Below are 16,192 nucleotides of genomic sequence, written 5' to 3' on the forward strand. Positions count from 1 at the left end.
AAATAAAAAACCAGTCACCCATTGAGCGACTGGCTTGTCTCGTCATTGTTGAACCCTATTTAAGCGGCACTGTTTTGTTGGAATTCACCCGTCAGCGCACTGTAGAACTCGCTGTTATCGAGAACACCCACTAGTTGTTTGTTCTCCACCAGCAAAATTGGGTAATCACTTTGCTGTTTGAGTTTGATTGCGTCACGCATACCAATCTCAGGACTGGCAACAACTAAGGTCGACGGCTCAAGATCAAGCTCATCCGAATCTGACGCCTGCCATGTATGAAGGTTAAGATCATTCTCGCCTTTAATGGTGAGCGCCCCTTCAACTTGTTCTACCCACACATCTTTGCTCGCACACACTTTCCAGCTATCGTCTTGCTGCTCTAGCGACTCAAGAGGCTGCATTAAAGATCGCCCTTTAAGCACGTTCAATGGATTCGTATGAGCAACAAAGTCCTTCACATACTCAGTTTTCGGCTTGAGTACAATCTCTTCTGGTTTGCCATGTTGAATCAGTTTGCCTGACTCCATGATCGCAATGTTGTTGCCGATTTTAAGGGCTTCATCGAGATCATGACTGACGAACAAAATGGTTTTATTGAGCTTGTTCTGTAGAGTAATCAGCTCGTCTTGTAGCTGAGCACGAATCAGAGGATCAAGTGCAGAGAACGGTTCATCCATCAGCAGAATATCAGTGTCCATCGCAAATGCGCGCGCCAGACCAACACGCTGCTGCATCCCCCCTGATAGCTCATGCGGGAACTTCGTTTCCCACTCTGCAAGGCCAACCATTTCTAGCTGCTCACGCGCTTTCGCTCGACGGGCATCTTTCGCCATGCCTTGCATCTCTAGCCCGAACGCCACGTTATCTAAAACGGTAAGCCATGGCATAAGAGCAAACTTTTGAAACACCATAGACACACGATGAGTCCGAAGGTGGCGTAACGTCGTTTCATCGCACTGGGCAAGATCGACCTGTTTGTCGCCATCTTTGACTTCAAGTGAGCCACGGCTGATTGGGTTCAAGCCATTTACCGCGCGCAGCAGCGACGACTTTCCAGAGCCGGACAAGCCCATCAACACACAAATCTCACCCTCTTGAATACTCAAGGACACGTTGTCGACCCCAACCACTTGGCCCGTCTCATCGATGATCTCTTGACGAGACTTACCTTGGTTGAGTCTTTCAAGTGCTAATTGGGTATTATCACCGAACACGACATCGAGGTTTTTAATCGTAATCGCATCCATTTTTTGCTTGTCATGACTCATACTTAAGCCTCCTTCTGGTTCGGTGTTTTACACAATCGGTCAAGGATGATCGCCACGAGAACAATCGCTAAACCCGCTTCAAAGCCTTGAGAGATGTTCACTGTATTCAACGCGCGTACAACTGGTTTTCCTAGACCATCCGCACCTACTAGCGCTGCAATCACCACCATCGACAGCGACAACATAATGCACTGAGTGACACCCGCCATAATGCTTGGCAGAGCCGCAGGCAACTCAACTTTCATGAGCAGTTTCATTCGGCTTGCACCAAACGCCTTACCCGCTTCAATCAGCTCTTCTGGCACCTTGGTTACTCCGAGATAAGTCAAACGAATCGGTGCTGCAATGGCAAAGATAATGGTCGAGATAAGCCCCGGCACAATCCCTAATCCAAACAGTACTAAGGTTGGGATCAGATAAACAAAGGTTGGCACGGTTTGCATCAAATCGAGGATCGGTCTTAACACGGTATAGAGCCATGGACGATGTGCTGCCATGATGCCCACTGGAACGCCAATTAATACGGAAATCGTTGTCGCAGCGAAGACGAGGACAAAGGTTTCCAGCATTTCTTGCCAGTAGCCAAGATTAAGAATGGTCAGCAGCGCCGCCACAACAAACACCACCAGTGAAATCTTACGATGCAGGTACCACGCGAGAGCCGCGGTGATCAAAATAGGTAGCGCCGGTGGCATCCACTTAAACACATCAACCAGGAACAGAATAACCGTCTCTAGAAAAATAGAGATGGCATCAAACAGGCCTGCCGCATTGATGGTTAGCCAATCGACACCCGCTTCCATCCATTGACCCACAGGGATTTTGTTGTCGGTAATAAAATTCACAATATTGCCTTTTCTATGGTGAGCTGCGAACACAACTCACCATTTCCTTTTAATTACGCTTTAACTTGCTTTAGGTATGCTGACACAGCGTCTTGAGCTGAATCGCCCTTGAGCGTTTTCACGTTCTTAAGCCACGCTTCCACTTGCTGTGGGTTACTGTTAAGCCACTGCTGAGCTGCTTTGTTTGGTTGAACGTTTTGATTAAGAATCGCTTCCATCAGCTCGTTTTCCATCTCTAGAGTGAACTCTAGGTTTTGCAGGAGCTGACCGACGTTTGAACACTCAGACAGGTAATTTGCGCGTACGTTAGTGTAAACATTAGCGCCACCGTAATTTGGACCGAAGAAGTCGTCACCACCGTCTAAGTACTCCATCTCAACATTGCTGTTCATTGGATGCGGCGCCCAACCCAAGTAGACGATCCATTGGTTGCGTCGAGCCGCACGAGACACTTGTGAAACCATGCCCGCTTCACTTGATTCAACCAGACTGAAGTCTTTCAGACCGAAAGCATCTGAGTCGATCATCGATTGAATCAGACGGTTGCCATCGTTGCCCGGCTCAATGCCGTAGATGCGGTCTTTGAATTTGTCTGCGTACTTAGCGAGATCAGCAAAGCTCTTCACGCCAGCATCGTAAACGTACTTAGGAACCGCCAGCGTATACTTCGCGCCTTCTAGATTAGCGCGCACAGTTTCCACGGTTCCCGCTTCACGGTACTTAGCAATATCGCCTTCCATCGTTGGCATCCAGTTACCAAGGAAAACATCAATGTCACCGTTAGCCATTGAGGAGTATGTCACAGGCACAGAAAGCAGGTCGGTTTTGGTCTGATAACCCAATCCTTTTAGCAGCTCAGTGGTGACTGCCGTCGTTGCGGTAATATCGGTCCAGCCGACATCAGCAAAGCGCACGTTCTCACACTGTTGAGGTTCAACCGCTGCATAGGCGTTTAATGCCAATAGGCTCATCGCGCTAGCGGCCACTGTCTTTTTGGTCACGGTACGGATAATTGTCATAGTGATTCCTTTTATTCTTCCTTTTCACCACGTCGATGTGGTTTCTGACTCATACTTTTTGCTCGGTCTTTATTCACGACCGATACTCGATTTTTAATTAGGTATCGCTGGCTAAGGCTCTTAACGGTTCATTTTCACGCTGAGTCTCTTGCCATTGAGGTGCAATCCAAACGGGCACATCTGCTGCAGCCAGTGGCGTTTTACCCAATATGAAATCCGCAGCGCGCTCCGCAACCATAATGGTTGGCGCATTCAAGTTACCGTTGGGAATGGTTGGGAATACCGACGAATCGACAACACGCAGGTTAGCGACACCGCGCACTCGACACTCTTCGTCCAGAACTGCCATTGGGTCGTCATCTGCGCCCATTTTGCAGCTACAAGACGGGTGATACGCACTCTCGACATTCTGTTTTACCCACTCATCGATCGCTTCATCAGAGGTAACATCTGCCCCCGGTTGGATCTCTTCCCCGCGGAACTTATCCATCGCAGGCTGAGAGAGAATTTCACGAGTTAAACGGATACAGTCACGCCAGTCTTGACGGTCTTGCTCTGTCGAAATGTAGTTGAAAATGATTTTAGGTTTGGCATGTGGGTCAGCCGAACTGATTGCGACAGTGCCGCGACTCTCTGGTTTGTTCGGACCAACATGAACTTGGAAGCCATGACCATCAAAAGCTGCTTGGCCATCGTAGCGCATCGCTGCTGGCAGAAAGTGATATTGAATGTTCGGCCACTTAAGACCTTTTCGAGAGCGGATAAAGGCACAAGATTCGAAGTGATTGGTCGCCCCAAGTCCTTTGCGAGTTAAGATCCACTCCGCACCAATCATGCCTTTGCTGACTAAACCGAGTTTGCTATTGAGCGTGATCGGTTCATTACAGTGGTACTGGAAGTAGACTTCGAGGTGATCTTGCAGGTTTTCACCGACACCGCTGAGTTCATGCTTAAGCTCCACGCCCGCTTTTTCAAGCACGGCTTTCGGGCCAACTCCAGATAACTGAAGTAACTGAACAGAGCCGATAGAACCTGCCGAAGAGATTACCTCTTTTGCAGCCGAAGCGGCTTGAACCTTGCCAGACTTTTCAAACTCAACGCCTGTCGCTTTTAATTGGTCAGACTCTCGCTCTAGCAATATCTTACGAACCACCACGCCTTTGATAAGGGTGAGATTAGAGCGCTTTAGTGCTCGACGCAGATACGCGTTCGATGTTGAGGCACGAACGCCTTTATCCACCGTCATGTGCATCGCGCCAAAGCCTTCTTGCTGATAGCCGTTATAGTCTTTGGTTTCTGAGTAACCGGCATCTTTGCCCGCATCAATGAAGGCTTGATAGAGCGGGTTCAATGTCATGTCGTTACCATTACAGGTTCCAACAGGGCCATCGCCACCACGATAGACATCACTGCCCTGATTCCATGATTCAGCACGACGGAAGTAAGGCAGGCACGCTTGATAGTTCCAACCCGCTGCACCTTGCTCTTCCCACTCATCAAAATCGCAAGCGTGGCCGCGTACATAAACCATGCCATTAATCGATGAACTACCACCCAGCACCTTACCACGTGGGCAGTGCAACTGACGGCCATCAAGCCCGGACTCTTGTTGAGTTTCAAATTGCCAAGCGTACTTTTCAGTGTTCATCGGGTAAGAAAGGGCCGTCGGCATCTGGATAAAAATACTCTTATCCGTACCACCAGCTTCTAGCAATAACACGCTATGTTGACCGCTTTCTGTTAGCCGATCGGCCAACACACAGCCGGCCGAACCCGCGCCGACGATAATATAATCGTAGCGTTGTTCCATGTTCTGTTCTCCGTGAGAGGTTAAGCGTTATGCATAAGGGCTGGCGTAGTCGCCTAGCTCAATAAGAATGCTCTTGGTTTGGGTGTAATGAAGCAGAGTTTCGGGTCCATTTTCGCGACCAATCCCAGATAGCTTGTAGCCACCGACTGGCATCTCTGCTGGTGAGTCACCCCAAGTGTTTACCCAGCAAATTCCAGCCTGCATTTGATGAATCACACGGTGCGCACGCGATAGGTTTTGGGTGAATACCCCCGCAGCCAAGCCATAATGAGTGTCATTGGCACGGCGAATCACATCATCTTCATCGGTAAACTTAAGTACCGACATCACAGGACCGAAGATCTCTTGCTGTACATGGGGCATATCATCATCACAATCGACAAACACGGTTGGAATAACAAAATTGCCATTCTCTAAACCGTTATCAGTCACTTGATAACCGCCGGTGAGCAGTGTGGCGCCCGACTGCTTGGCCGTTTCGATGGCCTCTAGCACTTTAGAGAGATGTTGCTTAGAAATGAGTGCACCGATCTGCGTCTCGATATCCATTGGATCGCCGATGATCAACTTTTCAGTGCGTATTTTGAGCTGGTCAATAAACTCTTGGTAGATGTTTTCATGAACATAAACACGCGTACCATTGGTACACACTTCACCTTGGGTGTAGAAGTTCGCCACCATCGCGGCAGAAACCGCATCATCAAGCTTGGCATCATCAAAAATGATCATTGGCGACTTACCGCCAAGCTCCATGGTGACAGACTTAAGCGTCTTGGCACTATCAGCCATTACCGCTTTGCCCGTACCCGTTTCCCCCGTGAAAGAAACTTTGGCAATATCAGGATGAGCCGTCAGCATTTGACCAACTCGGTAATCGCCTTGAACGACGTTAAACACACCGTCAGGTAGACCCGCTTCGGTAAAGATCTCCGCCAATTTTAGTGCGGTAAGTGGTGTCTCTTCTGAAGGCTTAAACACCATTGCATTGCCCGCGGCTAATGCAGGTGCCGATTTCCACATTGCAATTTGAATTGGGTAGTTCCAAGCACCTATACCGGCACACACACCCAGAGGTTCACGGCGGGTATAGAAAAACTGGCTTTCGCTCAGGGGTTGTTGCTCGCCTTGCAGAGTCGGAGCCAGGCCTGCGTAGTACTCAATTACATCGGCGCCAGAAGCTACATCCACTTCAATCGCTTCCTGCAATGGCTTGCCAGTATCAGCGACCTCAAGCTTTGCAAGGTCATCGTTTCGTGTTCTAAGTATTTCTACCGCCTTCATCAAAATGCGACTGCGTTCCACTGCACTCATAGCAGACCATACAGCAAAGCCGCGCTTCGCCGACTCAACCGCCTGATTGAGGTCTGATTGGGACGCTTGGCCTATGATCGCAATAGGTTCACCATTGGCAGGGTTAGTGCTGACAAAGGTTTCCCCAGACGTAGCAGCCACCGTTTTTCCATCTATGTATAAAGTGTTCATTTCCATGTGAGTTTCTGACTTAGTTTATGTTTAGGCTCTGCTGGCCCATTCAAAATTACGGGTGTTAAACGCGTTAATCGACATTCAGCGAGTAAAACGTCAGCTGTTTATCGAGATAATCGTTGATGATTGCGCGTGCTTTGTTGGCATCTATGCCTTCAGGGTTGAGCGTCCCACGCAGCCAAATACCATCAATAAGCGATGCAATACCATGCGCCACTAACTCAGCTTGCTCAGGCTCCAAAAGTGCCTTTAGTTCAATAAGCAAATGAGAAATAAGACGTTTTTCATTTACACGCTGCAGCCTTTTAAGCTGAGCGTCGTGCATTGAGTAAGACCAAAACGCCAACCAAGTCTTCGCGACCTTGTTCTCTGCTTGGTAGCCTTCGAAATTGCCGTTGATGATGGCGTTGATTCTTTGTTGATGAGCGTTAGCGGGTAACTCTTTTAGAGCTTTAGTGATAGTGACCGACAATTGGCGCAAGATTTCGCGCATCGTCTCTTCAAGCAGCCCATGCTTACCACCAAAATAGTGGTTGATGATCCCAGTCGACACGCCAGCTTCTTTACTGATCAAAGCGATACTGGCCGAATGCAAACCGACACGATCGATCACCGCCATTGTGGCTTGTACGAGTTGCGGTTTTCGGATATCTGGCATCCCTACCTTGGGCATTTTGGGGTCCTTTTATTTTTAATTGAACGTTCGATTAATTATAAAATGACAGAAAACTAGTTAGGGTTCAAATGATTATTTTAACAAAGCAATTACAAAACAAACGTAAAAACAACAAAAATAGACCTTAAAACAATAAGTTACATAATCATTCGCCCACTAAATAAATACCCAAAAGATTTGAGGTGTGATGTTTATTGTTCGATAGTTTTAGGCAAAGGTTGTTTAATAGATGAGCAGAAAGAAGGGAAAGCTTGAGGCTTGAAAATAGAAAGAACCGAAAACCGAGGATCTTGAAAATAGATGATAAAAAAACGGAGAGTAGCCAATGGCACTCTCCGCGTGATTTAGGGTTAGACTGTGGTTTTATTAGAACGTGGGTTAACTAGAACGCAAGGTGATAACTGTTGCTCGGCTGACCAAGAGTAATACTCCACGTACGCTCTGATTCGCTACTGGTCATTGGTACCCAGCGCACATATAGCGACTCCCAGTTCGTATTGATCTCAAGTTCGACTTCGTCGGTAAGATCTGGGTAGATGGTAGTAATGCGCGAAACCGGATCTGGGATGACTTCACCATCGTTTTTTACAAATGCCGCTTCTGAATAGAGATGCAGCGCTCCCTTAGTTGACCCTGAATAATCGATCGACAGGGTTATTTTCTCACCTACATCGAACGAAAAATCGCGTCGAGCAACAATATCTTGAGCGGCAGCCGGGGTCGCGGGTTGAGCCGTTGAGCCACCACCACCTCCTCCGCCGCCACCACATGCAGTCAGGGCTGAAATCGAAAGTAGGCTGATTAGCTTGATAAATGTTTTCATGATGCTCTCCTTATTCGCCCGTTGCTGAGACTGAAGTGTTTTCTACAGCGGTTTTGTACCACTCTCCATGGCTCTCTCCGCTTGCTTCTACCCAGTCATCAAAGGTTAGGTAGGCCTCACAAATGTCTGTGTATTCAATCGGGTGATCCCACTCGTCACGAATGTTTATCGCCCACGGCATATTGTTTTCCGTAGTGAACGAAGCCACACCATCAGACTTGTCATCATGGGTATTGAAGAAAGCATTGTTCATGTCACTGGTACCCGAGAACTGCTTCAAATGAGTCTGCCATGTGAACCCAGGAGCCTCGCTCGTAAAGTCACCGTGATACATGTATTGAGCAGCAAAAATAAACGAGTCGTAAGGTGGATAACCGACAATGTCTCGCGACACTGGGGTTGTGAACTCAACATAGAGTTGGTACTGCAATGCGCCGACATTCTGGGTACCCAAACAATCAACTTGAGTGCGATAGAATGCGCAGCTTTCGGTAAGTTCACCGAGGTTTTGCAGATCCACTTTAAGGTCTTCAGAGACAATTAATACTGCATCACTAGTACCCTGTTTTACAATCGAATGACTAACCGCAACACCATTACGAGTCAGAGTCGCATTAGCAATGTTACTAGGGTCAACGCCCGGAAGATGGATACCGTAGCCGTTTGAGAAGCCAGCCCCCATCGCTTGCAGCGTATAGTCAAAGCTGATGTTTTTCAGTTCACGCTGACCATTCAACTGCTCAGTAATTTGGTAGCGCCACACCACATCATTGAAGTCGTAATCACCCATCAATGGCCATCTGTCCTCGAATGCGATGGTCGCATAATCACTACCACTTGGATAAACAGAGGTGATGGTGATGTCGCTGTCTTGCTGCACCAATGGCTCATATTTTGAGTCTGTAGAACCGTCTGGGTTAACCCCATCCACCGCAGTAAACGGAGTCACTTCAACCGTGAACAGCAGGTCATTAAAGTCATGGTCACCCCCCGTACGTTTTAGGTCTTCAAAGCCCAGTACGAAGAACTCATTCTCAGTATCGATAAAGGCCACGTTATGTCTTCGCAGACTTGCCGTGTTCTCAGGATTAAGGTCAGAGTAACTGTAGAAAGGGGTGCCCCAATTACCAAGTGAAGCAATGTTATTGTATGAACCCGACCACCCCCAACCATTGGGAACGACAAAGAAGGCAAGGGTTTGACCCGCGGTTAACTCTACCCCGAGATCTATGGTGTCACCTTCGACCATTTCACCATCTGGTGCTTTTGAAGTGTTGGGAAAAATGATGGTATGCGCCGTAATGTCGTCCATTGAAGCTGGCGGGTTATTGGTATCGTAGACAAAGTAGCCTAGTGCGTTTCGATAACCCGCGCCCTCATTCAAAAAAGTGACTTTTGCCGATGCAAACTCGGCTCCACCCAATTCATCGTCAATATCAATATTAGAGTAGCGCTCTGGTGCGATGAAAGCGCTGTTGACATAGGTTCCTTCAGGCAACATCGAGTAGACATTATCTAGCGTGTCATGAGGCAATGTTCCCGCAATCGAATAAGTATCATTGGGCTTACCTAGGGCGGAGTAGTTTGAGCTGTCTGCTCCAGATTCAAAAGTAAAATCGGACGTTGTTAATGCAAGTGCAAGGCTGGGAACCATGCAGCCTGCCGCAACCAGTGGATTCCATATTCTCATTGTCTTCCCTCTCAACTGACTGTAAATGTGTAAAGTAAAAGAGAGCAAGTATGGTGCCTAAAATTTAGTCGTTTAATTTCATAAAGTTAGCAATACTGAACACGATTTTCTCATTTTGAGAATAAAGTTGACGTCCTAAAAGCAATTGACGAGATATTAAGTTTACCGCTCACCCAAAACAAAAAACTCCGACCTAATGTCGGAGTTTTTTGTTCAATCGACCACAATCGCCGCTAATCCCAATTCAGGATCTGCCAATTCGGTCTGTCTGCCAATGCCTTCAATCGTTGGCATGGGTTAACCAAATACGCGTAATCGGCAAATTCGCACAATGGCAAGTCATTGATTGAGTCTGTGTAGAAATGAATCTCTGAGTACGTTGTCGGTTGTGCAGCGAGCCACTGCTCTAAGCGTGTCACTTTACCCTCTCGATAACTCGGCACACCTTCTATTTTGGATGTGTAGCGGCCTTGCTTCTCGACCAGATCGATACCGAGTGCCTCTGGAATACCAAGTTTGCGCCCTACGACTTCAACCAAAAAAGTCACACTGGCAGAGATAATCAGCACGTCGATTTCATCGCGCTTTAGCTGTCCTATCAATGGCAGAGTCTGCTTGAACAGGTTAGGTAGAATTTTGGTGTCAACGCACTCCTCAACCAAGGTGTTCACCTGCTGTGTCGTCAGATCAGAAAGTGGCTGCATGGCGAACATGAGGTAGTCCTCCATGTCGAGTTCACCTTGGCTATACAACCCCATAAGACGATGATCTTCTTCTAAAAAGCTCGCATCACTTGCAATACCTTTTTCGACCAAGAACTCATTCCACATCATCGCAGCATCGCCGTTGACTAGGGTTTCATCCATATCAAATACATACAAAGGCTTAGACATTTTAGGCTCTCACAGGCTGAATTTCGTTTAGATTAAATAGCAACTCTAGTTGGCTACCGTTAGCCAATAGACGCTCAGAAGAACGATTTAATAGGTCGACAGTGAGCTCACACTCATCCACATCAACTTGATAGCGAATCACGTTACCCAGCAGCTGATGATTACGGATCGTACCCGTTTTTGGTGCTGAAATATGTGCACCGTATTGCCTTCCCTGCTCTTTGACATAAATAGATTCAGGGCGTATCGCGACCTTCCAGTCAGTGTCAATATCAAACAACTGCTTAGCTTTGTTTGCTTGTACTAAGTTGTAGTGTCCCATGAAGCCTGCTACAAACTCATTCGCAGGTTGAGTGTAGATCTCTTCAGGTGTGCCTGCCTGAACGATCTCACCTTTATTCATCAAGAAGATGCGATCGGACATGATCATCGCCTCTTCTTGATCGTGAGTAACAAAGATAGTCGTCAGATCCATCTCTTTTTGGATATCACGGATCTGCTGACGAAGGTGCTTACGGATCTTGGCATCCAATGCCGATAGCGGTTCATCAAGCAACAGAATACGTGGCTTAACCACCAAAGCACGCGCTAAAGCGACACGTTGACGCTGACCACCTGATAACTGATGTGGATAGAAGGCCTCTTTACCTTTCAAGTCCACCAGCTCAATCACTTTTGCTACTTCACGTTTGATTTCGTCGCCAGCCAGCTTTTTCATTTTCAAACCAAAGGCGATGTTTCCCTCCACCGTCATGTTTGGAAACAATGCATAGGATTGGAAAACCATACCGATGCCGCGCTGCTGTGGCGCTTGGTGGGTGATGTCTTCACCATTGACCCAGATTTGGCCATCATCGACTGGGTTTAGCCCAGCCAAGCTACGTAGCAGGGTTGATTTACCACAACCACTTGGCCCAAGCAGGGTAATAAACTCACCTTTCTCGATAGTGAATTGAATGTCTTCAAAAACGGTGTTGTCACCGAAACTTTTCGTTAGATTGTGTGCGTTTACATAACTCATTATTTGACTCCACGGCTAAAACGACTTGCCATCCAAGTCAGTAAGAAAATGAATAGGAAGTAGGTCATCACCAAGGCTGAAGTAAAGTGGCCGCTGGTCTGACGCATGTTGTATAGATAGATTTGTAGCGTCTCGTAGCGTGTTCCAACCAAGATGTTGGCAAACACAAATTCACCCAGTAGGAACGAGAACGATAGGAACAGAGAAGCCATCAAGCCCTTCTTCAAGTTTGGCAGAATAATCAACAAGAAAGCCTTGGTGGTGCTCGCACCGAGTAAGTGCGCAGCGTCCATCAGATCTTGTAAATTGATCACCTGAAAGCTGTTAGCGATAGCGCGATACATGAATGGCAGCGCAATGGTGAAGTAGGTACCAATCAAGATCCAAGGTGTGCCGATAAGTGCAATTTCACTATCGGCATACAGCTGTAGCAGACCAACCGAAGAGACCACAGGTGGCACAGCGAACGGCAATAAGATCATGATATTCATTACTTTATCCAGTTTCGGGAAATAGTAGAACACCACAAATATTGCCGGAAGAATCAGCACCACACTAAGTGCTAATGCCGCGATACAGATAAACAGTGAACGACCAAACGCTTGTAGGAAGCGCGGGTCCGTCAGTAGGCTAACGTACCAATCCAGAGTAAAACCATCTGGCAGAATAGTAGCTCCCCAACGTGATGACAGCGAGTAAACGAACGTGGCAAGAATTGGAATCATCATGATGCCAACGATCGAGAAAACCACCGTTTTATGAAAGCGAGTATTAACGTTTTGCATTAGCTTTTCTTCCCTGCATAACTCTTACTGATAAGCCATTGGTTAATCACGCTGATAAATGCCAGCATCGCCATCAGAATCACAGAAATTGCAGCGGCTAGATTTGGTTCAAGGAACAGGTCTCCAGATACCAGACTTGCGATTCGAATAGTAATGACGTTGTAGTTACCTGAAGTGAGTGCATAGACACTGGCGTAAGCACCTATCGCGTTGGCGATCAGAATAATAAAAGTACCGAATAGTGCTGGAGATAAGACAGGCAAACCAACCTTAAGCCAGTACTGCCACGTCTTTGCGCCAAGCAATGCAGATGCTGCCTGCCAATCGTCGCTCAACGCATCAAACGCTGGGTATAACAGCAACACTGCCAATGGAATTTGAAAGTAGATATAGATCGCCAACAAACCCCACTTTCCGTAGAGGTCAAACTCTCCCAATAGACCATACTGCTTCAGCAACAAGGTTATCGCACCGTTGGTACCAAGGATGATGATGAAAGCGAAAGAGAGCGGGACACCGGCAAAGTTGCTGCTCATGTTGGTAAAGGCGATCACGCCGTCGCGAATTTTGCAGTCAACACGGCGCAGGGAAGAAACCAATAAGGTAGAAATCGCTAAACCAAACACGCTCGACCACACGGACAGCCACAAACTATTACCAAAGGCCTGCATCATGAAAGCAGAATCAAACACCTCGGTGTAGTTTTCGAGCGACAACTCGCCGTCGTAATAGAAGCTGTTAATTAGCACCCAAACCATAGGGGCTAGCTGAAACAGGTAGAAAAACAGTGCGAACGGTGCCAACCATAAAGCGGGCTTAAAGCGTTTGAACCAAGAAGAGGCCTTAGGTTTCGACGCGTTTGCGTTTAGTGAATTCGATTTTTGGGTAATGGCAGGACTGCTCATAGTGCTAACAATTCCTGAGTGTAAGATTTATTGTGTTCTAAATTAAGGAGTTGGCACACAGTGCCGCAGATATCGGTCTGTTTTACCTGACACTCTTGATGCGTGAATTTGTCACCAATCACAAAGAATGGGACTTCGCGCTCTTCCGCCAGAATGCCACCATGAGAAAGGTCGTCGTTCATACCGTGATCGCTAGTCACAATCACTTGATAGCCATCTTCAATCCAACCTTTTATGTAGTTCGATAGGAAGATATCGGCGCCACGCGCACTATTGCGATACTGACTAGAGTCCAGTCCATGCTTATGGCCCATATCGTCAATATTCATTGGGTGGATCAATAAGAAATCTGGCTGATACGTTAAACGCAAGTGCTCGGCATCTAGAAACAGCGCCTCATCTGGGTAGTGGTCCCAGTGATAGAAGCAGCCGTGCTGAATGTTCAAACTCTCGTCATGAGTAAAACGATCTCGAACCGGATTGAATGGCGCACGATTATAAAGCTCGCTCACCCAGTGATACGCTGCAGCAGCGGTGGTTTTGCCCTGCGCCTTTGCCAAGCTAAAGATCGACTCATGATTAGATAAACGCACAATCTGGTTGTTAACGATACCGCTCTCCGCAGGGCGAACTCCAGTTAAGATGCACTCATAGAGTGGGCGCGACATTGAAGGCAGTTCACATTGCATCGGATAAAGCGTCGCGCGCATTTTGCCTTGCGATGGGCTTTGTGAATCACTCTGATTACTAGGCGAGTGACTCAGTTCTAGAAGACCATTCAGGTAGCCCATGCAATTGCGGGCTACCTGATAATTCAGTCCATCTAGAACAACAAGGATAACCTTATTGCTCATGATTTATTCTCTTACTCAAATGGGGATTACTGCTGGTGAATCAGAACGCTTTCTTGCCATTGGCGTGGCAGGCGACGTGCTGATTTTTCCCATGCCGAGAAGTCAGTCACTGGGTGAACATTGCCATACTCTTCATTCGCAATAAGCTTGTCTTGTACTGATTGAGGCAGAGTGATGTTGGTACGAATTGGACGCGCGTAGCCCTCAGCTAGATTGATTTGGCCTTGGTCGCTGAAGATGTATTCACGAGCAAGCTTCGCCGCGTTAGGGTTCTTCGCATACTTGTTGATGATGGTGGTGTAACCCGAGATAACAGAGCCATCTTGAGGGATGTTGACACTGAAACGCTCACGGTCAATCTTGTCGCGGTAGTTCAGTGCGTTGAAGTCCCACATGATCGCCACTTCAACTTCACCTTTTTCTAGGTTCGCCATATTTGGATCGGTGTAAGACAGACGACCTTGTTTTGCTAGCTCACCAAAGAACTTAATCGCAGGCTTTAGGTTTGTTTCATCACCACCGTTAGCAAACGCGGCTGCTAGTACTGCGTTATTTGCTTGTGCCGCAACGCCTACATCACCGACCGTCACCTTGTAGTCACCCTCAAGTAGGTCACTCCATGTCTTAGGCGCGTCTTTGACTAGATTGTTGTTTGAGATGAATGAGATAGTGCCCGTGTAAGCCAGAGCCCAGTGGCCATCTTTGTCTTTCGCCCACTCAGGAATGTCATCCCAAGTTGATGGTTTGTAGGGTTGAGTCACGTCTTTCTTCACTGCAACGCGAGCAAAAGCAAAGCCCACATCGCCAATATCAGCGGTTGCATTGCGCTTCTCAGCCTCAAATTTTGAGATTTCTTGCGCTGAGCTCATATCAGTGTCTTGGTGCTTTAGGCCGTAGTTTTCCTTTAGGTCCGCCCAAGTGTCTTTCCAGTTCGCCCAACTATCCGGCATACCCACACTGTAAACCGCGCCCTCTTTTTGAGCGGCTTTTACTAGTGCGTCTAAGTCTGCGTCATTCGCCATCGCTGGCATTGAAATGGTCGCTGTCATCAAGGTTGCGCCAATCAGTTTTGATGGTGATAGCGTTGAACGGCAAAGCAAAGTTTTCATTGTCTCTATCCTTCTGGACTAGGTCAGTAAGTTCACTTTGTATGCTAGAGGCGGATTGTTACGGTTTATGGCAACTTATTTGACAGTTCAAATGCATTTATATGGCAGAACTGTTTCAACAGCCCGACTTTTAACCAGAACCTGTTGTCACATTACTGTTAAACAGCCGACTTATACTGGTAACAACAACGAATCATGGACTAGATCAACAATGAGAATGCCGGGCAACAGCCATTCAGAGACACAATTAGGAAAAATCAAAAACAGTATCCGCGAACAGATCCAGTCTGGAATCTATAAAGAAGGGCAAAAGATTCCTTCAGAAAGAGAACTCAGTGAGCTCTTTGCTACCACTCGCATCACGCTCAAAGATGCGCTTATCTCTCTTGAGACTGAAGGGCTAATCTATCGCGAGGATCGACGCGGTTGGTTTGTCTCTCCTGAGCGCATCCGATACAACCCCCTATCTCGCTCTCACTTTCATCAAATGATTCGCGATCAGAATCGAATTGCAGAGACTCGTCTTATCAATACCCGCTCAGAAATGGCCGCAGGTGAATATGCCAAGGCACTGAAAGTTGAAAGCATCACACCAGTTCATGTCATTGAACGACTGCGCTACATCGACGGGAGAGTGGTGCTGTTTGTGGAGAACGTACTTAAAGCAAGTTTGTTTCCTGAGATCCTCTCGCACGATCTCAAGATGTCACTCACCGATATCTACAAGAAGAACTACGGTTACGAAACTCAGCGTTCTCGATTTGATGTGATACCCACCTCTGCGCCCGCGCACGTCGCCAAGGCACTCAACCTATCAGAAGGTCAACCAGTGCTGAAGATTTGCCGTGTGAACTACAAGCAAGATGGTGAGCTGATGGATTGCGAATTCGAGTACTGGCGACCGGATTCAGTGATGATTCATATTGATAGCCGTGGCTAGCAAAAAAAACAGATCACGACACGAATAGCTATATAAGCGCGTGTCATCAAATGGCCATTTCTCTCTTAG

At 47.3% G+C, this 16,192-nt stretch carries 15 protein-coding genes; 1 reads left to right on the forward strand and 14 read right to left on the reverse strand.

All coding sequences use genetic code 11. The features are described 5' to 3' along the window. Nucleotides 1-59: 59 nt before the first annotated feature. From choV to FIV04_RS18135, 14 genes are all read right to left on the reverse strand, one after another. A complete protein-coding gene (gene choV, locus FIV04_RS18070) occupies nt 60-1,247 on the reverse strand; it encodes a choline ABC transporter ATP-binding protein (protein WP_152470661.1) in 1,188 nt (395 codons plus the stop codon). Between the two features lie 23 nt (nt 1,248-1,270). Beyond that, nucleotides 1,271-2,113, reverse strand: a complete 843-nt coding sequence (choW, locus tag FIV04_RS18075; RefSeq protein ID WP_032553821.1) for a choline ABC transporter permease subunit — start codon at nt 2,111-2,113, stop codon at nt 1,271-1,273. Between the two features lie 53 nt (nt 2,114-2,166). Further along, nucleotides 2,167-3,132 carry a choline ABC transporter substrate-binding protein gene (locus FIV04_RS18080; protein WP_152469996.1) on the reverse strand — a complete coding sequence of 322 codons (966 nt, stop codon included), beginning with the start codon at nt 3,130-3,132 and terminating at the stop codon, nt 2,167-2,169. A 97-nt stretch (nt 3,133-3,229) separates the two neighbouring features. Beyond that, complete coding sequence (gene betA / locus FIV04_RS18085) at nt 3,230-4,942, reverse strand: choline dehydrogenase (protein WP_152469997.1); 1,713 nt, start codon at nt 4,940-4,942, stop codon at nt 3,230-3,232. Between the two features lie 27 nt (nt 4,943-4,969). Next, nucleotides 4,970-6,430 (reverse strand): betaine-aldehyde dehydrogenase, encoded by a 1,461-nt coding sequence (gene betB / locus FIV04_RS18090; RefSeq protein WP_152469998.1) that lies wholly within the window; start codon nt 6,428-6,430, stop codon nt 4,970-4,972. Between the two features lie 67 nt (nt 6,431-6,497). Further along, nucleotides 6,498-7,100, reverse strand: a complete 603-nt coding sequence (betI, locus tag FIV04_RS18095; RefSeq protein ID WP_152469999.1) for a transcriptional regulator BetI — start codon at nt 7,098-7,100, stop codon at nt 6,498-6,500. 385 nt (nt 7,101-7,485) lie between these two features. Then, a complete protein-coding gene (locus FIV04_RS18100) occupies nt 7,486-7,926 on the reverse strand; it encodes a hypothetical protein (protein ID WP_152470000.1) in 441 nt (146 codons plus the stop codon). 10 nt (nt 7,927-7,936) lie between these two features. Further along, nucleotides 7,937-9,616 (reverse strand): LruC domain-containing protein, encoded by a 1,680-nt coding sequence (locus FIV04_RS18105; RefSeq protein WP_152470001.1) that lies wholly within the window; start codon nt 9,614-9,616, stop codon nt 7,937-7,939. Between the two features lie 233 nt (nt 9,617-9,849). Beyond that, complete coding sequence (locus FIV04_RS18110; protein ID WP_152470002.1) at nt 9,850-10,509, reverse strand: HAD family phosphatase; 660 nt, start codon at nt 10,507-10,509, stop codon at nt 9,850-9,852. 1 nt (nt 10,510) lies between these two features. Further along, nucleotides 10,511-11,530, reverse strand: a complete 1,020-nt coding sequence (locus FIV04_RS18115; RefSeq protein ID WP_152470003.1) for an ABC transporter ATP-binding protein — start codon at nt 11,528-11,530, stop codon at nt 10,511-10,513. Next, on the reverse strand, nt 11,530-12,315 hold the full coding sequence (locus FIV04_RS18120; protein WP_152470004.1) for an ABC transporter permease: 786 nt from the start codon (nt 12,313-12,315) through the stop codon (nt 11,530-11,532). Before FIV04_RS18120 ends, FIV04_RS18115 begins: the two co-directional genes overlap by 1 nt. After that, a complete protein-coding gene (locus FIV04_RS18125) occupies nt 12,315-13,220 on the reverse strand; it encodes an ABC transporter permease subunit (RefSeq protein ID WP_152470005.1) in 906 nt (301 codons plus the stop codon). The genes FIV04_RS18120 and FIV04_RS18125 overlap by 1 nt, the downstream gene beginning before the upstream one ends. Next, the gene (locus FIV04_RS18130; RefSeq protein ID WP_152470006.1) at nt 13,217-14,074 is read right to left on the reverse strand and encodes an alkaline phosphatase family protein; all 858 of its coding nucleotides are present in this window, start codon (nt 14,072-14,074) and stop codon (nt 13,217-13,219) included. The genes FIV04_RS18125 and FIV04_RS18130 overlap by 4 nt, the downstream gene beginning before the upstream one ends. Before the next feature lie 26 nt (nt 14,075-14,100). Then, nucleotides 14,101-15,183 carry an ABC transporter substrate-binding protein gene (locus FIV04_RS18135; RefSeq protein ID WP_152470007.1) on the reverse strand — a complete coding sequence of 361 codons (1,083 nt, stop codon included), beginning with the start codon at nt 15,181-15,183 and terminating at the stop codon, nt 14,101-14,103. 211 nt (nt 15,184-15,394) lie between these two features. On the opposite strand from FIV04_RS18135, the gene FIV04_RS18140 reads away from it, so the two are divergent. After that, the gene (locus FIV04_RS18140) at nt 15,395-16,123 is read left to right on the forward strand and encodes a UTRA domain-containing protein (RefSeq protein ID WP_032553802.1); all 729 of its coding nucleotides are present in this window, start codon (nt 15,395-15,397) and stop codon (nt 16,121-16,123) included. The last annotated feature ends 69 nt before the right edge of the window (nt 16,124-16,192 follow it).

It is taken from the genome of Vibrio sp. THAF190c (assembly GCF_009363355.1).
Taxonomy (GTDB): Bacteria; Pseudomonadota; Gammaproteobacteria; order Enterobacterales; family Vibrionaceae; genus Vibrio; species Vibrio fortis_A.